Origin of the sequence: Barnesiella viscericola DSM 18177 (genome assembly GCF_000512915.1) — a bacterium.
In the GTDB taxonomy this organism is placed as follows: domain Bacteria; phylum Bacteroidota; class Bacteroidia; order Bacteroidales; family Barnesiellaceae; genus Barnesiella; species Barnesiella viscericola.
In genome coordinates this window covers 1,641,650-1,663,556 of record NZ_CP007034.1, presented here as the reverse complement: position 1 = coordinate 1,663,556, position 21,907 = coordinate 1,641,650, and the positions used below count along the sequence as shown (strand labels likewise).

Below are 21,907 nucleotides of genomic sequence, written 5' to 3'. Positions count from 1 at the left end.
GATGGAAAAACTTTAAATAACCAATCTCTAAATTAAATAGAATCTGTATGGCAAAAGAAATAGAACCGAAACTACAAACTATTGGAGCTTATCTGAAAAAAACAGACATTTTTCGTATTCCTGAATATCAAAGAGCATATTCTTGGAATATATCAAATTGCGATAAGTTGTGGCAAGATATCGAATCTTATATAGATCAAGACGCTGAAGATCCGTATTTTTTTGGAACAATCATTATTGATTGTTCAATGAAAGGTTACCTGAATCTAATAGATGGGCAACAAAGAACGACAACGTTTCTACTCCTTCTCAAAGCCATGCATTTGAGAATAACTGAAATTCTAAACAATATGGCTGACACCGAAGAGGCTGCAGGACTTAGGAGAAGTTTACAGCAAAGTTTGGATTCAATATTTGAAATTTTATATCGGGCAGATGTGAGAAAACAGATAGAAATTGAGAAAAACTGGGATAAAGCCAAAGGAGTGCAAATCATAGAAAATGTATCCATCAACGAACTTCATAAAAATGAATTGAAAAATATAATCGAAGCCAAGACTTTTGCTGATGCAGAAAAAATGGTTTATAAGTTTCCTCGAAAACAAAAAGACAATAAATACACCAATTTTTTCCGTAATTTTAAATCATTCTATGAGCGTTTGCTCGTTTATCAAGAATCAAATCTTGATGTATTGGCCAATGGCTTCCTAAATAAGTGTCAGATCATAGAAATTAAAAGTTGGCAGATTGAGCAAGCTATAACGATGTTTAATTCACTGAATTCAACTGGCATGCCTTTGTCTGATGCAGATATCATATCTGCACACCTTTTTTCTCATGCACCCAATAAAGCGAACTTTAAAGAAATTTGGGAGCCTATAATACATAAAGCTGACGAATTAAGCCAAAAGAGAATCGTCAATATTGATAGTGTGCTTCAACAATTTATGTATATAAATCGTTCCAAAGAACATCAATATGAGGAAGGCCAGCTGACAACGCCAGGTGTAAGAAAATACTATACAGTCCTGTATCCAGAGCTTTTAGAAGATCCTATCAAAATATGCAATAATTTCAGCAAAATTTTAAGGATATGGGACAAGATCCAAGGGTTTCCAATTACAAAACTACTGTTGAAGTTTAATGAAAACTTCAAATTGTTTCTTATTTCTTACCTTTATAGAATTCCTGAGGAAAAAATATCAGAGCGTGATATCACGCCAATCATGGAATGCTTGCTTCGGTTGTTCGCACTTCTTGAAGTTGGAGATTTTGGTTTCTCCTCACGTTATTTCAAAACATTCCTTTTCAATGAAAATTTTAAATTAGTTGATCCAAATTATTCGATAGACAAAATTATCGAAGATTTCGATTCCCATATTAATTCTGTTTGGAAAGAAGAAGATGTAATTGCAGACCTTAAAGAATACGATAAAAATATTTTGGTTTACCTTAATGAATATATTTATGCTAGGGAACATAAATTACATTTTGACTTTGTCCAAGATAAAGTCAATGTAGAGCACATTATGCCTGCAAGTGGGCATAACATAGACGCTATTCGTGCTGATGCCCAGATGACATTAGAGGAATTTGATGATATGGTCAACCTTCTAGGAAACAAAATTTTATTGGAGGAAGATATCAATAAGTATATTGGGAGGGATTGGTTTAAAACAAAGAAAGGAACACTTGTGCAAGACAAAAAAGGATATGTTGGAAGTAGTTTTGGTATAGCAACATCCTTGTCTTCATATCCATCTGATTCATGGGGAAAGAATGATATCGAATTTGCAAATCGGAAAGCAGCCGATAGAATCTGTAATTTTATATTTAACGTGAGTTCGATATAAAGATTGAAATTATCAGTTTGAAAATTAGGAACATAGCGATAAAAGCATTAAATTTATAGTGCTCAATTATAACATTTAAGCGACTACCACTATGTTCTCAGAGGCTAAAGTTACGGAGATTTTTTGTATGGCGGATGATTTTTGCAAGGAATTTGCCAAAACACAGGAAAAATATATGGTTGAAGACAAGAATCATAAGCATCGGAATAAGCCGAACCGGATGAGTGATGCGGAAATCATGGTCATCCTAGTCCTGTTCCACTCGGGAGGCTTCAGATGTTTCAAGCATTACTACAAAGAATATGTATGCAAACATCTGACGCATCTCTTTCCCAGACGTGTGTCCTATAACCGTTTTGTAGAACTGGAAAAGGAAGTCCTGCTGCAGCTGACCATTTTCATCAAGGAAGTCCTGTTGGGTACTTGTACCGGTATCAGCTTTGTGGATTCCACACCGCTGCGTGTATGCCGAAACCAACGCATATTGATTCACAAGACTTTTAAGGGTCTCGCCGAACGTGGAAAATGCTCCATGGGATGGTTCTTCGGGTTTAAGCTTCACCTGATCATCAACGATAAGGGTGAAATTCTCAATTTCATGTTTACTCCGGGAAATGTGGATGACCGTGAACCGCTGAAACAGACAAAGTTCCTGAAGAACATCAAGGGCAAACTGTGTGCGGACAAGGGGTATATCGGGCAAACCTTGTTCGAGAACCTATTTCTTAACGGCATACAGTTGATAACCAAAGTGAAGAACAACATGAAGAACTCCCTGATGAGCATAGCGGACAAAATCCTGCTGAGAAAACGTGCTTTGATTGAAACAGTCAATGACGAGTTAAAGAACATCGCCCAGATTGAACACTCCAGACACCGTTCCTTCAATAACTTTATTGCCAACTCGCTCTCTGCCATAGCTGCATACTGCTTCTTTGAAAAGAAGCCCGCCATTGACGTACGTTTTGTCAAAGACGGACAACTCACGATGTTTTAATTTATATCGAACTCACGTTATTTAACAAACCGCAAGAAATTAAAGAGTAGTGGATACCAAAATATTACGTCAAAAAATACTAGATCTTGCCATTCGCGGCAAACTCGTACCGCAGGATCCAAATGATGAGCCTGCATCAATTCTGCTCGAACGAATCAAGGCTGAAAAAGAACGACTGATAAAGGAAGGCAAAATCAAGCGGAGCAAGAAGTCTGCAAAGACTTCTGATACGCCCCATTATGGGAACGTGCCGTTTGAAATACCCGATAATTGGGTGTGGACAACAATTGAAGAAATATGCTCAAAGATAGGTTCCGGTAGTACACCAAGAGGAAGTAACTATTCTGTGAAAGGGATTCCTTTTTTCCGATCGCAAAATGTATATAATGACAGGCTTGTTTATGATGACATCAAGTATATTTCCGAAGAAGTTCATCAGAAGATGAAAGGTACGGAAGTTCTTGCTAACGACTTGTTGTTGAATATTACTGGAGGTTCATTGGGAAGATGTGCCGTAGTTCCTGCTGATTTTAATTGTGGCAATGTCAGTCAACACGTTTGTATTATGCGTTCTGTTTTAGTTGAACCTGAATATTTCCATGCGTTAGTTTTATCTTCATACTTTACTAAATCTATGAAGATTACGGGTAGTGGTCGTGAAGGTTTGCCAAAATACAATTTAGAACAGATGTATTTTCCTTTGCCACCTTTAACTGAACAGCAACGCATAGTTACCGAGATTGAACATTGGTTTGCTTTACTAGACCAAATAGAAAAGGAAAAATTAGACTTACAAACCCACTGCTGTCCGGAGAAATTTTACCATAAAGTAGGTTGCTCGACAGAACCCGCCTCCGGAACACAAACGGGAGTTGTCGGCTGATTATAAATTTCACGGATATCCGCCCTCTGGAAGAGGACTTGTCCGATTGAGTTAGAGATAGAATGAAGACTTGGATCCAACCCGTATCGCTTCTTCGCAATGATGAGCAGCAGATAGTCACAAATGGCTATCCATATCTGCGTGTACACGGCGTTCTTGGAAGTGCCGTAGAAAGTCCTGATGTGAAGATGCTGCTTGATCCATTTGAAGAACAGTTCTATCAGCCAGCGTTCACGGTAGAGTTCCGCAATAGTCAGCGGATCGTCAATCGCAAAGTTGCTGGTCAGAAATCGATATACTCTTCCAGTCTCAAAGTCTTCATACACAACAAGTCTCAATGTGTCTGGATACTTTCTGGTAGAGTAATATCCAGCAAGTCTGATAGTCTCATCCGAAAGAACGCCCGAGTCTTTATTGACAGGTCTGGACTCAATAACCTCATAAGACATATTGTCCTTGGCGCGTGTAACAAAGTAGGCGCCCTTTTGCTGGAAATGCTTGTAAAGTTTCTCAAAGGCAACATATCCCCTATCCATCAGGTAGAAAGCACCTGCTTCAACAGGAATCTTGTCCATCATCCTGGCATCGTTAACCTTGCCTGGCGTGAGCATGACAAATGTGGGAATCGAGCCTCGCAGATCCATCAGTGTATGTATCTTGAACGCGCCCTTACCATGATGAAACTCGGCCCATGGACACAACTTAAGACACAGTTCAATGGTACTGCTGTCAAACGCATATATCATCTCCTCAAGACCAATTCGCAGCTTTTCATCCTTGTAAAGCATCGTGGCTTCCTTTACCAAAGTCATCGCAAAGTCTTGATATATACGCCAATCCTTCTTCTCATTGGCCTCCGCAAGCGTGGATCGAGGTATTGCCTTGATTCCGGAGCGATAGAGGTCGCCGCAGAGGTTAAGTGTAGTCTCTATATCTCTCAAACCAGCTCTGTCAGTGAACTGTGCAAAACTCATCACCATGAACTGGTCACGACAATTGAATTTGATAGCATGCCGGTCACCTTTGTAGCGGTCGACACATTTCTTGAACTCGTATTCGTTAATGAGAGACATAATCTGAGCGAAGATTGTTTTTCCTTTGTTCATGGCTTGCGGATAACCTCTTGATGGCTACCGCAAAGTTACTGATGTTCTAATCGAAAAATTTTCTAATGCTTATAACATTATTGATGTTTAATAATTAAACCCTTGTCGGAGAATTTTTCTCCGGACACTAGTGAATTCGTATGTGTTTATAAGAGACATAACCTGTGCAAATATTGTTTTTCCTTTGTTCATAGTTTGCAGAATTGGCTGTTTATACCTTCTTGCAAAACTATGATTTCTAATCGAAAAATTTTATTATCCTCGTAACCAGTTGAGTATTAATTAATAATAGCTGCTTTGGAGAATCTTCTCCGGACAGCAGTGTTACAAACCATAATCAAGCAAACCAAGAGCAAAGTTCTTGACATCGCCATTCACGGTAAACTCGTATCACAAGACCCGAACGAAGAACCAGCTATCAAGCTATTGAAACGCATAAATCCTGACTTCACACCTTGTGATAACGGGCAGTATAGGAATATTCCTAAAAATTGGTGTGCCTGCAAATTGGTTGATATATGTTCTTTCTTGTCAAGAGGAAAATCACCCAAATACTCGGAAGACGATAAAACATACCCAGTATTTGCTCAAAAATGTAATCTAAAAGATGGTGACGTATCATTAGAGCAAGCAAGATTTTTAGATCCTTCTACTATCAACAAGTGGAATGAAGTTTACAAATTACAAACTGGGGATATCCTTGTAAATTCAACGGGTACTGGCACTGTTGGAAGAACAAGATTGTTTAATACAAATTGCTTGGGCAACTATCCATTTGTAGTTCCTGATTCACATGTTTCTGTCGTAAGAGTGTTAAAAAGTATTTGTCCTCAGTATATTTATGCTTATATATCTTCTGATTCTATACAACAGTATATGGAAAAGAACCTTGCAGGAAGTACAAACCAAAAAGAATTATATATTGGGGGTTTAGAAAAGATGCAAATCTTCTTACCTCCTCTTGCAGAACAGCAACGTATCGTTGCAAGAATAGAAGAGTTATTTTCAACTCTTGACAACATTCAAAAAGCCTTAGAAGCGTAGGAAAATACGCTTCTAAGATCTTATGCTACCAATTTACAACCTTGTCAACAATCTTTTGTTGTTCGCTAGCTGTACGCCGCAGATAGATGCGAGTAGTTTCAATACTTTCATGCCCCATAAGGTCGGCAAGTAATGCAAGGTCGTTGAAACGGTCAAGAAAGTTCTTGGCAAAGCGGTGGCGGAAAGAATGAGGATAAACAACATCACGGTTCAGTCCATACTTATCGGCAAAATGTTTAAGTTGCTGGGCAATACCTCGTGTTGTAATGCGTTGTCCGAAACGATTGAGAAAAAGATAACCGCTTGTAATACCTTTCGTTTTCAACCATTGCAAAGCCTCGCTTCGCAAGTTTTTGGGGATGTATAAACGACGCACCTTACCACCTTTACTATAAAGGTCTAGATAACCCACCTTCACATGTTCAACCTTTATGTGCAACAGTTCACTTACCCGTGCACCTGTCGCCGCCATAAACCATACCACGAAATACCAATCTTCATAACCATCGGCCTTTAACTGTGCTTTCAGAAACTTGTAGTCGGCATCGCTGATAACATTCTCTAAGAAGTTCTTTTGCTGCACTTTGACAAACTTTACCTTCAGTCTATCATGCTTGGAAAATTCCAAATACTTATTAATACCCTGTAGCCGAAGGTTTACGGTTTGAGGCTTAAAGTTTTCAACCAAGTATCCTTTGTATGCCAACAGGTTTTTCTTGTTCACTTCCCCATAGTGACTGAAAAAGTAGTTCACTGTCCATACATACGAAGCCACTGTGTTCTTTGCCAAGTTTGTTTTGGCAAGATAGTCATTAAATTTTGTTATCATATCAGTTTTTGTTTTTGATGAATACGATAACAATATAAAGCGCAACCTAACGGGCATTATACGAACTTGCCTATTGGGTGGGTAGTAGCTCCAATGCAAATGCTATGTTCTTTGACGGATGGAGAAAAACTTGATGGTAAAGAAATGCCAAACCTTGACGTAAAATATCTAAGAGGAGAACGGGACTTTAAGACCTTGACAAATGGACGATATGTAGTAGCCAATAGCCTATTGATTTTAGTTGATGGAGAAAACTCTGGAGAAGTGTTCAGAACGCAGATTGAAGGTTATCAAGGTAGCACATTCAAGCAACTACATATCAATAAAAACATGTTTGCAGAATATATCTTACATGTTATAAATCTACATCGTAAAGCATTGCGAGAGAATAAAGTAGGTTCGGCAATACCTCACCTAGATAAAAAACTATTTAAGGCAATAGAAGTACCTGTACCTCCTTATAAGGAACAAGTAAGAATCGTTGCTGCAATAAATTCAATGTATAGCAGACTGGATACAATAATGGAGATTTTATAAGTTCTCCATTATTGCGTCAAGTTTTTTAAACGCCATCTTTACAATATTGATTATACGCTTTTGTTCTTCTTTTGGTGGTATTGGTATGCAAAGTTTAGAGTATTCTGAAATCCAATAACGTTTATGAGTATCGCCAATAAGTCGTTTTATGCTCATAAACATAGCAACATATTCAATTTCTATATCGTCTGTCACTTTTAGGATTTTCATGGCAGATGATTTTACCTTAAAGGGAAAATCAACAAGTTTGGAATCTGTGGTAAAGTCATCAAAAATGATACAAGGCGTATTCTGATAAATACCTTCTGTCTCATTAGTGTATCCTATAATAAAAGACTTCCCGGCAGTTAAAACAGGAGTCAAATAGCTGTCATTATAATCAGTTGAATTGACAATATAGGCTTGAGGTTGTTCGTATTTAACTATGTCTTCTAATAGACATTTGCACCATCCTACAGGTAACTGCGTATAATGCCCGTTATCACAAGGTGTGAAGTTAGGATTTATACGTTTAAGCAGATCCAAAGCAGGCTCGTCATTAGGGTCTTGTGGTACTAGTTTTCCATGTATGGCAAGGTCAAGAATCTTACTTTTGGTTTGCTTGATGATGCTCTCTAAATGCTCTTTATTACTATCAATAGAATCAACTAACGACATCCAATTGTCCACTTCATCTAAAATCCTCTGCTGTTCTGCAAGTGGAGGAAGTGGTATATAGAAATTTTTAAGAATATCAAAAGGAGGAATATTCTTAATAGCTGTACCTTTACTTTCTTTATAAGCTTCTTCTTTGAGAATGAAATCAAAATAAAGCAAATAGAAGCGTTCTATATCTCGATGATACAAACGAATTAGCATTAGTGCTTGATTGATAATTCCCTCCCGAATATTCTCAGGCAAAACATATGTTTCTCCGATAGTTCCTGCGCAACTGACGATAATATCGTTGGGCTGAACAGCAAAGCTTATTAAAGATTCATATTTTTCTTTGGAAATAAAATACGAACCAAGCTTATGATCCTTTTGAATAGCATTCTTTTGTTCGTATACTTTATAAGTATTATCACTTTGAGCAACAAACATTGATTTTGTAAGGCTACTTCCAAATGGACCTTTCTTATAAAAGGCCAGATCTCCAAGTTTACACCATACCCATCCTTCAGGCACTTCAAACGGCACATTCTCATAATGGGGCGTATGTAATGTAAATTTTAATCATAATAAAAATAAGGTGCGCTATAAATATTCGATACGGCACACCTTGATAAATTATCTTCTTCGGTAACTATGTTTATTTTTCATTGACACCTCTAATGCGGTTTTTATACATCGTCGTTTATACGCCTCTTCCTCCTCATCTGGCCTTCTTCCGTCCCAGCGGAGGTCTGAATCGGAGTTACCACCACCTCCGCCGGATGAAACAGCGACAGGTTGCCCACCAATCAAAGCATCAGCGATAGAAAAGATTCGTTCCCGCAAAGAAGGCTCAGCCAGCTGGTCAAGAAACGTCTGCATTTGTTCAGTCTGATTATCGTTGAGATCCGTCAGTCGTGCATACTCCTGTTGTAGCCATTTAAGCTCCCGATAGTCCAGCAACGTATTATTCCGCACCGCCTGTATTTGCTGTTCGGCATCCTTACGATACAGTTCTTCAATCTGACGGACAATCTTTACGAATCGGCTGGCGATAGACCTGTTCTGCTCCTCAATCCATTTGTCAACACCGAATATCGGAGGTTTGCCAGTGATCCGTGGCGGCTCAAAATCTATCTTGTGATTGCGGAAAGGTTGCGCCACTCTACTGACACGGTCTATATTCTTTGTCATCTGCTCCAGTTTCTGCTCCTTTTCTTGAAGCTTACACGCCTTGTCTTCAAGTTTGGACTGGTATTCGGAAATCTGTTTTTGTATCCTGGTCTTTTGAATTTCATATTCCTGAAGAGCGATTTTGCCGGAAGCCAGAGACTTCTCTATTTCTTCAAGTTGGGATTGAGACCTGAATATCTGTGCTTCCAACCTCCGTGTCATAGTCTGCAGTCCCTTGACTGCTTTTTCCGCCTGTTTAGCATCTTTGGACAGTTTCCGGATATAATCGCGTTTACTAAGATGGCTGACGTTCCGTCCTTCAATACTGTCCCCACGTTCCAGCCCGTACTTGCTCCCTACCTCTTCATATAGTGAGGTGTGCATTTCCCGAAGAATATGGCCATACCCATAACGGCTCTTGCCGAACTTTGCCGACCACATGACGCATTCGCGTCCGCTTTTGGCTCGTTGGCCTATAGGAACGATCAAGGCATGGATATGCGGGCTGCTCTCATCAAGATGAATCTGGAAGCCGATGATGTTTTCCTGTCCGTACCGTTTGGCGCACCAGTCATAGACATCTTTTGCCCATTGTTCGATTTCCGGACATCGCTGGAGATGACTGTTATCTGCACCCTTTCCCAGATTTACGGTTTGGGTTCCAAATGCCATCTCAAGTGTACGGTCATGATTGCCTCCAAAAATAAATTTCGCACAACAGTTTGGTTGAATTTTGCTGTCCGGCTTGAAGGGTTTCCAGCCCAGTTCAGTCAACCGTTCCTGCAAACGTACTTCAAGCGATTTCTCTTGATAGCCTAACGGATGAACTTTCCCATCGGGCCCAATCTCGAAATTCAGTTTCATTCGGGTCTTGTCATAGTGATTGGTCGGATCCTGATTCTTTCTGTCAATCTTGTCGTCATTCCAATGCCTTTCGTTTTCATTCGCCTCTGCTGTGCCGAATGACTTCCCGGCTTCGACATGCATGGCCTGTTTAATATCTGTATTCATATAGGGTATTCTTTTGATAAATGATTAATATTTGAGCTTGCTCTTGTGCCAGTCCGCTCTTCGGGACAATGACCGGATTTTATTGCCGCCAGGCAAAAAGTCCTTATTGTGTTAAGGACTTTCTATAAATCCTCGGAACAAGTTCCTTTACTATTCAATAAGTTCCAGATCCAGTTCATCAATGAGCAACTGCAATGCTGGATTACGTTGTATCATCTGATGGAGTATCTGTCTCTTTGATGGTGAATACAGAAAGAAGTCTGCAATGTCCAATCCTTGGCTGCGTTGCTCTTCATCGGATGTACATTCCAAGACACTGGACACAACAACCCGTTTGCATATTCCAGACAACAAAGCAGACTTTTCTTTCCATTGTTCGGTCGCTCCTAAATCAGGGATGAGAGTAACCTCCCTGCCTTTGAGAACCTGCATGGCTTCACTGTTGAAACAACCGTTCTTTCCACCTGTTGCCAGCCATATAAAATCGGGGATAAAATGGCTCATTACAACAGCGGTCTTTTCACTTTCCACCAGCATTACCGGAGACGATGAATTTTTCAGAAGATGTTCTCCAAACAGACATTGCTTCAAATGGAAATCCTGCAACTTCAACTCGGAATGCGCCCAGCTGACAAAAGCCTTAGGCTCTTTAACCCGATGGCCTGTTTCGGCATTATAGCACATTACCTTGCCGGTTCTTACCTGCCCATTTATATCTGTCTGCCAGAAAACCGTTGCGCCTCCCCATTTTGAAGATGTCCCTATGCGATACATTTTAAACAATCTGCTTGCCTCATTTTCACCAAATACATGACAGAAATACTGATATAAGGGGTTGATTAAATAATGTGACAAACTCCTTAACACATAAGATGAAGGAATATACGAAGGGAGAATACAAGACGGAGTTTTATCTGCCGTCTTATAAGGGGCAGAAAGAAGTGACTTGCCGCTTCCCTCATCCATTTCCAATACATCAGGATTATCCTTGAAGTATTCCTTAGGTGTATAGTGGTAGCCACAACTGTTTTCATGATCACACTTACCGACATTAGCGGGAAAGCTAATGCTGCCTTGTTCATCAATATACCTGACAAAACACCGGCTTTTACCACAGTTCGGACAAGTAGTCTTGCTTCCAGGACAGTATTTCTGCAAATGGAATCTGTATTCACTCATGGTCTTCTGATTTTAGTGTGGTTGCACTCTGCACTTTTGCACTTTGAGAAGACTGCACGGTATCTTGACAAGATGAAAGTGCAATAGTGTAAGGTGCATCAGTATTTTCTGTCATAAGTTTGCGATAGACTCCATGCTGAAGCTTTTCTATAAGAGGGTGCTTAAGCCGGCATAATTGGTCAAGCGCATAATAGACGGTACGTCGGGACATATCAACTTTTCTGCCGGCAATAACAGCATCACCGGAAGTAAATCTCTCTTCTAGCAGGGAGAGCCAGACTTCTTTCGTTTCGCCGATACTGTTTATGACAATGGTTTCCTGAATCCTCCTGTATGTTTCCTCATAATAATCAATCATACGGATTGCCGATTCTACGGAGTCCCGCTCAATATATTGCATATCTCCACTATCAGTAGCCCATTTCATTACCTGAAACAACAGGGCAAGACGTGCTACATGGCCGTTGAGTTTCATCTTGCGGCTTTCAACATCCGCATCATTCTCAATGGCATTTACTGCATCGATAATTCCATTGTACCATTCATAAAAGTATTCTTCCGCATCGTCAGACATTGTAAGGATACGGGGATTGACCGTTGTACCCTTGTCATCAAGGATACAGGGGATACTTAGGATTCTGTTGATTATTGTCCTCCATTGATTCATGATGTCAGGACGGGCTGTATTCCGCTCTTCCCGCCTCCATCCGGATATCTTTCTGTTTTTGGGATAGACAAACAGAAAACGGTCAAGCAATCCGTTGGCAAGGAACTCTGCACGGAATACTTCCTGCAGCATATTCGTCTGTACTGAACCGATGACATTTATACATGGATTCTTGATTAGAACAGGGCGTGATTCTGATTTGCGGATAATCTTTAACGGCTGTCCGCTATAAGCTGTCAACAGATCTTCAATGAGGTTGTTCTTGCTGTTGTACCTTTTGACGGAATTGAACAAAGCCAGGATCTCATCGACTACCAATGTTATCCCACGCTGATTATGCTGATGAATATTCATCATCGCCTCCGGGGTGGAGTCATAAATGACCGTCGTTACAAAATTCGGTTTCTTGAGCAGTTGTTCTTCCCCGTCACTTCCGTGCTTGCCTGCTGACATGGCTCTTTCATATTCGTCATATTCCTCGTTATATTTCTCATGCAGCCGGTCATCATACTCATTAATCGGCTTATAGATAAAACCGAGGGGAGGAGTCTTTCCGAGCCCAGGACGTCCGACCAGCATCATGTAAAGGGATGGGCAAGTTTTCCACTCGCCCTTTATACGAATATGACAAGAGTTGCCTATTGCAGTAGCAACAGCAGAAAGAACAATAGACGCAGTATATTCCACATTGAAATTTTCGTATCTGGCAAGATTGAGGATAATCTCCTGTATCTTGTCCGGGAAGGCATCTAACGGAAGACCTGTTTCCGGAATGCCTTCCACTTCCGAACGAAGCATGTTGGTCAAATGAACGGTGTCAAACATAGCCACCTCCTTCCTGTTTGGGAAGTTCATCACCAATAGCGAAAGCTTCATAATGGAAACGACGCAGAAAGCGGTCTACGTCTTCCTGCGTGTACCAGTATTTATCACCTTCACGCGAGTAGCCGAGATAGCCGTTGTCTCGCAACTTTTTCAGATACTTTTCTTTGATGTTCAATTTCTCCATCAAAGACTTATTGTCATATAGACGGTGTCCGCCTTCATGAGCCGGAGGCGGCAGTTTCTCTTGTCTCTCCACTATGCTGAGAATCTTTTCAAGCAATTCCCGGTCGCATAGCTTCTCTACATTCGTGTTCTTTGCCATATTTTTCTCAGATTATGGCCGAACAGTCTTGATGCACACTCAGACCATCAGCCTGATTATACGATATGGTACGATTGTGCACATCGCACCAGAATCACGATGCAAAGATTTAAACTCCTTAGGGAATTGGGTGTTAGAATGAATTATATAGTAAGTTAGAATTGTGTTAGAGACGTGTTAGAGTTGTATATAACAGGAAATAAATTCGTTTGTAACTCATTGTGGATTAAATAAAAAAAGAGTAGCACATTGGCTACTCAAATAACTTGTCAATTTTCTCGGATCCTACAGGTGCTGCTTTGTTTTTTCTTGAATGTCTTGATTGAGTCAGATCCTTCATGTTAAATAACTTATCTAGTTCTGTTCCCGGGAATAGTTCCACTCTGCCAGGCATCCAGAATACCTTATCATCATACTTGGTTTTTTCAGGATAATCTTCGCAATAGATACGTCCACACATATATGCAAGAAGAACTTTGTTCAAAATCCACTCATAATGAGAACCGACCTCTTCCATATATCCTGCTTCAATGGCTTTAGCAAAGATCTTTCTTGCCAATTCTGTATCAAGACGAGGGGATAAAGTTATTTTGTCGTGTTCAGAATCTGCAATTTCTTGTAGAGGTTCATTTCCAGTTGCTGCAATATTCTTCCCCTTAGTTTGCTTCTTTTGATGCAAGTCCTCAGCTGCATATATCAGTGTTATTGCACATCCTATGGCTGTACAGATTCCTACAATGACTGCCATGCCGGTTTCTGTTCCCCAAGATGGACGAAGTATTCCTAATCCAAGAAGGATAAGAATACTTACAATGGTAGTGAGCCCTACACCCCAAAATACTTTGCGATTGTTGAATTTATATGTATAGGTTACAATCAATACCACTGCTGTCCGGAGAAATTTTACCATAAAGTAGGTTGCTCGACAGAACCCGCCTCCGGAACACAAACGGGAGTTGTCGGCTGATTATAAATTTCACGGATATCCGCCCTCTGGAAGAGGACTTGTCCGATTGAGTTAGAGATAGAATGAAGACTTGGATCCAACCCGTATCGCTTCTTCGCAATGATGAGCAGCAGATAGTCACAAATGGCTATCCATATCTGCGTGTACACGGCGTTCTTGGAAGTGCCGTAGAAAGTCCTGATGTGAAGATGCTGCTTGATCCATTTGAAGAACAGTTCTATCAGCCAGCGTTCACGGTAGAGTTCCGCAATAGTCAGCGGATCGTCAATCGCAAAGTTGCTGGTCAGAAATCGATATACTCTTCCAGTCTCAAAGTCTTCATACACAACAAGTCTCAATGTGTCTGGATACTTTCTGGTAGAGTAATATCCAGCAAGTCTGATAGTCTCATCCGAAAGAACGCCCGAGTCTTTATTGACAGGTCTGGACTCAATAACCTCATAAGACATATTGTCCTTGGCGCGTGTAACAAAGTAGGCGCCCTTTTGCTGGAAATGCTTGTAAAGTTTCTCAAAGGCAACATATCCCCTATCCATCAGGTAGAAAGCACCTGCTTCAACAGGAATCTTGTCCATCATCCTGGCATCGTTAACCTTGCCTGGCGTGAGCATGACAAATGTGGGAATCGAGCCTCGCAGATCCATCAGTGTATGTATCTTGAACGCGCCCTTACCATGATGAAACTCGGCCCATGGACACAACTTAAGACACAGTTCAATGGTACTGCTGTCAAACGCATATATCATCTCCTCAAGACCAATTCGCAGCTTTTCATCCTTGTAAAGCATCGTGGCTTCCTTTACCAAAGTCATCGCAAAGTCTTGATATATACGCCAATCCTTCTTCTCATTGGCCTCCGCAAGCGTGGATCGAGGTATTGCCTTGATTCCGGAGCGATAGAGGTCGCCGCAGAGGTTAAGTGTAGTCTCTATATCTCTCAAACCAGCTCTGTCAGTGAACTGTGCAAAACTCATCACCATGAACTGGTCACGACAATTGAATTTGATAGCATGCCGGTCACCTTTGTAGCGGTCGACACATTTCTTGAACTCGTATTCGTTAATGAGAGACATAATCTGAGCGAAGATTGTTTTTCCTTTGTTCATGGCTTGCGGATAACCTCTTGATGGCTACCGCAAAGTTACTGATGTTCTAATCGAAAAATTTTCTAATGCTTATAACATTATTGATGTTTAATAATTAAACCCTTGTCGGAGAATTTTTCTCCGGACACTAGTGAATTCGTATGTGTTTATAAGAGACATAACCTGTGCAAATATTGTTTTTCCTTTGTTCATAGTTTGCAGAATTGGCTGTTTATACCTTCTTGCAAAACTATGATTTCTAATCGAAAAATTTTATTATCCTCGTAACCAGTTGAGTATTAATTAATAATAGCTGCTTTGGAGAATCTTCTCCGGACAGCAGTGAATCAATACAATGAAGAATCCTGCTATCAGGATGCATGCGACTCTAAAAGGTAATGATATCATATTTCTTTATATTTTTGTGATAATTATATGGTCAGATTACTTAATTCTCCATCTAGTTTTGCAATCTCCGCAGACAGCGTTTCGGGCAGGAATTTGGCATAAACCTTTTCGGTGATATCCGTACTTCCATGACCGAGCAAACGACTGACAACCGACATGGAAAGTCCCTTATTCAGTGCAAAGACCGCAAACGAATGCCGGGCCACATGCATTGAGAGGGTAAACGGAAGTCCTATCTGTTCTCCGACAACCGCCAGCGACTGATTGATACATTTCGTTGCATTGTTACGGGCTTTGTACAGAGCTTCTGCATCATCAAGATCCATATCGTCCTTTACTAAGTTGAATACATACCGGCATCCGGCACGTTTCTCCTGCCACCGCTGCAGTATATGCAAGGCAGGTTCCGTTAGTGGAATCACGTGACGTTTGTTCGTCTTAATCATGATTTTCCGCAACTCTTTCCTGGAAAAATCGATATGTTTCCATTGTAATGTCATCACATCGACAACACGGAGTCCGCAGGCATGGAAAGCAAATAAGAACATTTCCAGAAACTCCTTGCGGCGAGGTTCAAGACATGTCTTGTAATATTCAAGAAGAGATAACATTTGCTCTTTGGACAGACTTTTGCCATCAAACTCAGCTTCTTCTTCCGAAAGCGAAACTTTTGACACGATACGCATATCCTGAATCCTGGCATTGACTGCAGGTTCCATCATGCCCATCTCGCTCGCATAAGCACAAGCTTTCAATATCGGCGTCAAGGCATGGTTAATTGTCGCATCACTGTTCAACTTTACGTCTCTACGCCAAGCTATGTAGCTGTCCAGCAGTTCCGGAGTCATATCGCCTACATAGATTGCATCGGGTCGATAGGACCCTTGTTTGGTTGCCCGTAGAAAGGTCTGGAAGATATTCATGCAACTCTTGCCGTTTTCATAACGGCTCCTGCCAATCCTGTTTCGGGAGTAATCGGACGAAAGGCGCTCCAAAGTAAATTCCACAAAATCCTTCCCTTGGTCTCGCCGTGCAAGCGGCTTGTCCGCAAGGAAGCCCGCCACAACTTCGGCTGTAATCTGATTCGGATTCCTCTCATTATACTCCGCAAGTAGACTGTCAATCCGTTCAACACGGGCCAGCAGAAGCTGATTAAGACGTTTATACTCGCTTCCGTAACTGACTCGCAATTCGCCTCGTCCCTGATTGCCGTTCTGATTCCAGTCAGCAATTTTTGCAAAGACATTTGTCGTTTTGCGGATAATCTCCCTGTTCCAGGTATATTCCAAAACTACAGGGTAAGCTTTGTCCGCTTCCGCATCTTTGGGGACACGGAGCCGGTATCTGCCAAGTGGATATAGTCTTTTTGGTCTTCCCATACGCTTTTTTCCTCCTTTTTTTAATATTCCCGAGGAGAAACAAAGGTAATGTATTTTAGACAAACAAACTCCGATTTTGAGCGAAAAAACCGTAATTTAGACAAACAAATCGCACCGTTTGAGACTATAAAACACCAGCGCGACAAACAAATTCTCATTGTTCATCGCGCTGATATTCAGTTATTTAACCTAAATAAAGGCTGTTAATATTCCTCCTCGTTGAAGAAGAAATCTTCTTTGCTGGGGTAATCGGGCCAAATATCTTCGATACATTCATAGGTCTCCCCTTCGTCTTCCATCTCCTGCAAGTTCTCGATGACTTCAAGAGGTGCTCCGGAACGCATAGCGTAGTCGATCAACTCCTCTTTTGTTGCAGGCCAAGGTGCGTCTTCGAGTTTCGATGCTAATTCCAATGTCCAGTACATAGTGTTAAAATTTTAACTTGTTGATAGGTCTTTCTCTAAAATTTTCGCAAAAATAGCTCATTTATTTGCATTAGCAATCTTTATCCCAAAAAATTTCGTCTTGTTTTTGACGATAATTGTTAAATCGCGCTAAAACAAAGAAGTAGTCCGAGAGGCGGTTGACAAATTTCATGATGTTTTCGTCGACCAGTACCTCTTGTGCGACCTGGCAGATGCGGCGTTCGGCGCGGCGGCATACGGTGCGGCACACATGGGCTTGTGCGGCAGCGGCTGTCCCGCCGGGCAGCAGGAAGGCGTTGAGGGGCGGCACGATGGAGTCGAGGGTGTCGATGCGCTCTTCGATGTGGGTGATGTCGGCGGGGTGCAGGCGGCTGGCTTCGCGCAGCTGGGTGAAGGAGGTGTCGGTGGCCAGATAGGAGCCTACGACAAAGAGTTTGTTCTGTATGAAGCGAAGCAGGGCATCGTCGTCGGGGTCGTTGCCCATCTGGCGCAGCAGGCCGATGTGGGCGTTGAGTTCGTCGATGGTACCGTAGGCTTCGAGCCGCGGGTCGTTTTTCGAGATGCGCAGGCCGCCCACCAGCGAGGTGATGCCTTTGTCACCGGTGAGGGTGTAGAGGTTGCTTTTTTTCATATGGTCGGTTGTTTGGGTTATTAACGGTTTTCGTGGCCGAGTAGTTCGCAGCAGGCACGGGCGTCGGGCACGACCCGGTAGAGGTCGGGCCGGTCGTAGCGCAGGAAGCCCTGCTGGCGCAGCCGATCGAACTGTTGAATGAGGGGGTCGAACAGCCCCCCGGTGTTGCAGATGATGACGGGCTTGTCGTGGCTGCCGAGCATCTTGGTGGTGATGGCGTCGAATAGTTCGTCGATGGTGCCGATGCCGCCGGGCAGAGCCACGATGATGTCGCCCTGTTCGATGAGGTGGCGTTTGCGGTCGCCCATGTTGTTGGTGGTAATCAGCTCGGTAGGTTGCTGGCTCGACCGTCCCAGCTCGATGATGTGCCGGGTGATGATGCCCAGTACGGGGCTTCCGTTTTCGCGGGCGCACCGGGCCACAATCTCCATGAGTCCGCCGTTGGCCCCGCCGTAGACCAGCCGGTAGCCGTGGGTTCCTATCCATCGGCCCAGCACCTCGGCCTCGTGCTTGTAGTCGGGGGCGATGGCGTCGGAGGCCGAACAGAATACAGTAATGCTTTGCATAGTGTTGCCTATTTTTTACAAATATAGGGAATGGTAAGAGCAGCGGCAAAAAAAGGAACAAAGTTTTCTATTTTCTGTAAAGAGAAACTTACCCGGATATCGATGCTTTTGTCGGGAAATGTCGCTATGTCTGCTACAAATGTTTATAGAGAAGTGAAAAAGATGCAGACTTTCTATATCTTTGCTATGTATGACCCCATGAGAGAATTTGAGTTATGAGGACGTTCTATTTTGTAATTTTAGCTGTTTTGATATGGAGTTACGGTACTGTCGGTGTGTATGCTCAAGATAAAGAGACTGCTTTTGTTGCGAACTTATACGGAGGAGTATATCTGAATAATGAGCAAGCCTGGCAATTGGAACCCTCTATCAGTTGGCTTTTCCATAAGAATCTTGGGGTGGCTTTCGGATTGGAATTGACAAGGCAATATAATCAGCCGTGTCGCCAGACTATTATTGACGGGCGTGAGGCTGAGCTTACAGACAATGAAAGGAATATCGGGTGGTTGATATTGAAACCTTCGGTGATTATTAAATCTCCGGCTATCTGGAAGCGTGCGGATAACGATTGTTGCCTTTGGGCTCAGGTAGAGCCTGGGCTTAGTCTGGCGTGTCCGTTCCGAAACTCTTTGACCTATGAAATCAAACAGTTTTCGGGGGCCGTCAGCCAGACCGTAGATTATCGCACATTTCCCAATAAAGGGCTCCAATGGTTCTACTGGAATGCAAGGGCCTCGATCAACTTTGCCGTTGGGCGTTTTATATTCAAGGGCGGGTATTCTATCTCGAATCTTGACTATTATTCCGGGCGGAGGAATATTACGTTGGACAATGGGCAGAAATTCTATGTGCCCAAGCGAGAGTTGAGCCAGAGTGTTTTCCTGTCAATCGGTTATGTGTTTCATTACCGTTGAAGACCGCTAATAAATTCCTTTCTACGAACAGTCCCTTGTCTTTCTTATTCAAAAAAGATATCGAAAGGCGGTTAGCCTGTACAAGGGTAGAATAATATCGCCGTTTTTTGTGGAACGGGCGGGAATGTCGTATTTTTGCAGCTCCTAACAGGAGGGCGTTTTTTTATGGAAGAATATCAGATTTGTACGTTGCCCAACGGTCTGCGACTCATTCACCGGCCCACGCAGTCGGCCGTTTCGTATTGCGGGTTTACGGTCAATGCCGGTACCCGCGATGAGGACGAGGCTTACAACGGGCTGGCCCATTTTGTGGAACACACGCTGTTCAAGGGTACGACCCACCGGCGGGCGTCGCATATCCTCAACCGCATGGAGGTGGTGGGGGGCGAGCTGAATGCCTACACGGCCAAGGAGGAGACGGTGGTCTACACGATTTTCCCGGGCGTGCATCTGCCCCGGGCCATGGAGCTGCTGGGCGACCTGGTGGCCGACTCTCAATTTCCCGAGCGGGAGTTGGCCAAGGAGCGCGAGGTGGTGGCCGACGAAATCAATCTCTATCTCGATACCCCTACCGAGCTGATATACGACGAGTTCGAGTCGCTGCTCTTCGAGGGGTGCTCGCTGGGACGCAATATTCTGGGCTCGGTCGAGTCGCTCAACGGCATGACCTCGGCGGTGGCCCGCCGGTTCCTTACCGACTACTATACTCCCGGGAACATGGTCTTTTTCTTCATGGGGGCTACCCCTTTTGCCCGAGTGAAGGCGTTGGCCGAGCGCTATTTGGGCGGGCTCACCCGTCCCACGAAGGCGATGAATCGTCGGTTACCCTCGCCGGTGCCGGCATTCACGCGCACAATCGGCCGCGACACACACCAGTCGCATGTTATCATCGGGGCCCGGGCTTACGACCTGCACGACCCGCGTCGCCGCGCGTTGCTGTTGCTCAACAACTTGCTGGGTGGTCCCGGCATGAACAGTGTGCTGAATGTGAGCCTGCGGGAGAAACGCGGCTATGTCTATACGGTCGAGTCGTCGGTCACTTCCTATACCGACACGGGAGTGTTTACCATCTATTTCGGTACCGACCATCACGACACCCGCCGGTGTATCGACCTGGTGCGCCGCGAGTTGAAACGGTTGCGCGAACAGCGGCTCTCGCCGGCCAAACTGGCTGCCGCCAAGCGCCAGTTTATCGGGCAAATCGAGGTGTCGACCGACAACTCGGAGAATGTGGCTTTGGCCTTGGGCAAGAGCTTCCTGCGTTACGGCCGGTTCGATTCGTTGGCCGAGATAGCCCGTCGGGTCGAGCAGATTACGGCCGACGATTTGCTGGCTGTGGCCAACGACCTGTTGTCGGAGGAGCAGCTGTCGATGTTAATTTATGAGTAGCCGTTTGTTAATTTTTACAACTATACGACGGCGGAACAGAGAGTTTTTTATATATTCGTCATCTCAATTCAGATGCAGGCATGAAAATAGGTAATCTCGATTTTGGACAATATCCGCTGTTCCTGGCACCGATGGAAGATGTGACCGATGAGTCTTTCCGGCTGATGTGCAAGGAGTTCGGCGCCGATATGGTCTACACGGAGTTTGTGTCGAGCGATGCGCTGGTGCGGAATATCAATAGCACCACCCGCAAATTGAACATTCACGACGAGGAGCGTCCCGTGGCCATTCAGATTTATGGCCGTTTTGTCGACGCGATGGTCGAGGCTGCCCGCTTGTGTGAAGCGGCTCACCCCGATGTGCTCGACATTAATTTCGGCTGCCCGGTCAAGAAGGTGGCCGGCAAGGGGGCTGGTGCCGGCATGTTGAGGGATATACCGCTCATGCTCAAAATCACCCGGGCCGTGGTCGATGCGGTGAAGATACCTGTCACGGTGAAGACCCGTCTGGGGTGGGATCAGGACTCGCGCATCATCGTCGAGCTGGCCGAGCAGTTGCAGGATTGCGGTATTGCCGCCCTGACCATACACGGCCGCACTCGCAGTCAGATGTACACCGGCGAGGCCGACTGGACACTTATCGGCGAGGTGAAGAACAACCCCCGCATGCACATTCCCATTATCGGGAACGGCGATGTGACCACCCCGCAGATTGCCAAGGAGAAGTTCGACCGCTACGGGGTCGATGCCGTGATGGTGGGACGTGCCAGCTTCGGGTGCCCCTGGATTTTCAAGGAGATGAAACACTATCTGCTCACCGGCGAACTGTTGCCACCGCTCACGATACACGAGAAGATGGAGGCGCTGCGCCGGCAGATGCTCGAGAGTGTGGCCCGGCTCGACGAACACCGGGGTATCCTGCACATTCGTCGACATTTGGCGGCTACCCCCCTGTTCAAGGGGATTCCCAATTTCAGGGAGACTCGCATCGCCATGTTGCAGGCCGATACGGTGGAGTCGCTCACGGCGATTCTCGACCGGATAGAATATGAAATATTACCCAATCAACCCGTATAAACAGGAGA

General features: G+C 43.7%; 19 protein-coding genes and 2 pseudogenes. 8 read left to right on the top strand and 13 right to left on the bottom strand.

Annotated features, from left to right (window positions below; translation table 11 throughout):
• Positions 1–47 precede the first annotated feature (47 nt).
• The 3 genes and pseudogenes from BARVI_RS06660 to BARVI_RS13175 form a co-directional block, all read left to right on the top strand.
• Positions 48–1,853, top strand: a complete 1,806-nt coding sequence (locus BARVI_RS06660) for a DUF262 domain-containing protein (protein WP_025278483.1) — start codon at positions 48–50, stop codon at positions 1,851–1,853.
• Positions 1,854–1,944: 91 nt separating this feature from the next.
• Complete coding sequence (locus BARVI_RS06655; protein ID WP_025277710.1) at positions 1,945–2,850, top strand: IS982 family transposase; 906 nt, start codon at positions 1,945–1,947, stop codon at positions 2,848–2,850.
• Positions 2,851–2,899: 49 nt separating this feature from the next.
• Positions 2,900–3,649, top strand: a pseudogene (locus tag BARVI_RS13175) (restriction endonuclease subunit S); the annotation flags it as partial.
• Positions 3,650–3,669: 20 nt separating this feature from the next.
• On the opposite strand, the gene BARVI_RS06650 reads toward BARVI_RS13175, so the two are convergent.
• Positions 3,670–4,839, bottom strand: coding sequence for an IS4 family transposase (locus BARVI_RS06650; protein WP_025277566.1), 1,170 nt, complete (start codon positions 4,837–4,839; stop codon positions 3,670–3,672).
• A gap of 318 nt (positions 4,840–5,157) precedes the next feature.
• Between BARVI_RS06650 and BARVI_RS06645 the strand changes: the two are divergent.
• Positions 5,158–5,883: pseudogene (locus BARVI_RS06645) on the top strand (restriction endonuclease subunit S); the annotation flags it as partial.
• 25 nt (positions 5,884–5,908) lie between these two features.
• On the opposite strand, the gene BARVI_RS06640 reads toward BARVI_RS06645, so the two are convergent.
• Positions 5,909–6,712, bottom strand: coding sequence for a tyrosine-type recombinase/integrase (locus BARVI_RS06640; RefSeq protein ID WP_025278482.1), 804 nt, complete (start codon positions 6,710–6,712; stop codon positions 5,909–5,911).
• 111 nt (positions 6,713–6,823) lie between these two features.
• On the opposite strand from BARVI_RS06640, the gene BARVI_RS06635 reads away from it, so the two are divergent.
• On the top strand, positions 6,824–7,249 hold the full coding sequence (locus BARVI_RS06635; protein WP_232213961.1) for a restriction endonuclease subunit S: 426 nt from the start codon (positions 6,824–6,826) through the stop codon (positions 7,247–7,249).
• Here the strand turns inward: BARVI_RS06635 and BARVI_RS06630 are convergent.
• From BARVI_RS06630 to BARVI_RS06580, 11 genes are all read right to left on the bottom strand, one after another.
• On the bottom strand, positions 7,244–8,428 hold the full coding sequence (locus tag BARVI_RS06630; protein ID WP_084547012.1) for a restriction endonuclease subunit S: 1,185 nt from the start codon (positions 8,426–8,428) through the stop codon (positions 7,244–7,246). The two genes, BARVI_RS06635 and BARVI_RS06630, sit on opposite strands and share 6 nt — an antisense overlap.
• A 90-nt stretch (positions 8,429–8,518) precedes the next feature.
• Positions 8,519–10,066: a MobV family relaxase gene (mobV, locus tag BARVI_RS06625; RefSeq protein ID WP_025278479.1), complete on the bottom strand. Its 1,548-nt coding sequence runs from the start codon at positions 10,064–10,066 to the stop codon at positions 8,519–8,521.
• 150 nt (positions 10,067–10,216) lie between these two features.
• Positions 10,217–11,245: a DUF6371 domain-containing protein gene (locus BARVI_RS06620; protein WP_025278478.1), complete on the bottom strand. Its 1,029-nt coding sequence runs from the start codon at positions 11,243–11,245 to the stop codon at positions 10,217–10,219.
• Positions 11,238–12,737 (bottom strand): DUF3987 domain-containing protein, encoded by a 1,500-nt coding sequence (locus BARVI_RS06615; RefSeq protein ID WP_025278477.1) that lies wholly within the window; start codon positions 12,735–12,737, stop codon positions 11,238–11,240. Before BARVI_RS06615 ends, BARVI_RS06620 begins: the two co-directional genes overlap by 8 nt.
• Positions 12,730–13,059 (bottom strand): helix-turn-helix domain-containing protein, encoded by a 330-nt coding sequence (locus BARVI_RS06610; protein ID WP_025278476.1) that lies wholly within the window; start codon positions 13,057–13,059, stop codon positions 12,730–12,732. Before BARVI_RS06610 ends, BARVI_RS06615 begins: the two co-directional genes overlap by 8 nt.
• Before the next feature lie 253 nt (positions 13,060–13,312).
• Complete coding sequence (locus BARVI_RS06605) at positions 13,313–13,807, bottom strand: hypothetical protein (protein ID WP_232213960.1); 495 nt, start codon at positions 13,805–13,807, stop codon at positions 13,313–13,315.
• A gap of 155 nt (positions 13,808–13,962) precedes the next feature.
• Positions 13,963–15,132 (bottom strand): IS4 family transposase, encoded by a 1,170-nt coding sequence (locus BARVI_RS06600; RefSeq protein WP_025277566.1) that lies wholly within the window; start codon positions 15,130–15,132, stop codon positions 13,963–13,965.
• 410 nt (positions 15,133–15,542) lie between these two features.
• Entirely contained in the window at positions 15,543–16,898 is a 1,356-nt protein-coding gene (locus tag BARVI_RS06595; protein WP_025278474.1) for a tyrosine-type recombinase/integrase, read from the bottom strand.
• A gap of 203 nt (positions 16,899–17,101) precedes the next feature.
• Positions 17,102–17,323 carry a DUF2795 domain-containing protein gene (locus tag BARVI_RS06590; RefSeq protein ID WP_008863178.1) on the bottom strand — a complete coding sequence of 74 codons (222 nt, stop codon included), beginning with the start codon at positions 17,321–17,323 and terminating at the stop codon, positions 17,102–17,104.
• Between the two features lie 70 nt (positions 17,324–17,393).
• A complete protein-coding gene (locus BARVI_RS06585; protein ID WP_025278473.1) occupies positions 17,394–17,954 on the bottom strand; it encodes a cob(I)yrinic acid a,c-diamide adenosyltransferase in 561 nt (186 codons plus the stop codon).
• 20 nt (positions 17,955–17,974) lie between these two features.
• Positions 17,975–18,520, bottom strand: a complete 546-nt coding sequence (locus tag BARVI_RS06580) for an LOG family protein (RefSeq protein ID WP_025278472.1) — start codon at positions 18,518–18,520, stop codon at positions 17,975–17,977.
• A gap of 215 nt (positions 18,521–18,735) precedes the next feature.
• Here BARVI_RS06580 and BARVI_RS06570 point away from each other — a divergent pair, with 215 nt between their 5' ends.
• The 3 genes from BARVI_RS06570 to dusB all read left to right on the top strand — a co-directional run bounded on the left by BARVI_RS06570 (position 18,736) and on the right by dusB (position 21,899).
• On the top strand, positions 18,736–19,434 hold the full coding sequence (locus BARVI_RS06570; RefSeq protein WP_025278470.1) for a hypothetical protein: 699 nt from the start codon (positions 18,736–18,738) through the stop codon (positions 19,432–19,434).
• Positions 19,435–19,599: 165 nt separating this feature from the next.
• Entirely contained in the window at positions 19,600–20,823 is a 1,224-nt protein-coding gene (locus BARVI_RS06565; RefSeq protein ID WP_025278469.1) for a M16 family metallopeptidase, read from the top strand.
• An 80-nt stretch (positions 20,824–20,903) separates the two neighbouring features.
• Entirely contained in the window at positions 20,904–21,899 is a 996-nt protein-coding gene (gene dusB / locus BARVI_RS06560; RefSeq protein ID WP_025278468.1) for a tRNA dihydrouridine synthase DusB, read from the top strand.
• Positions 21,900–21,907: the final 8 nt, after the last annotated feature.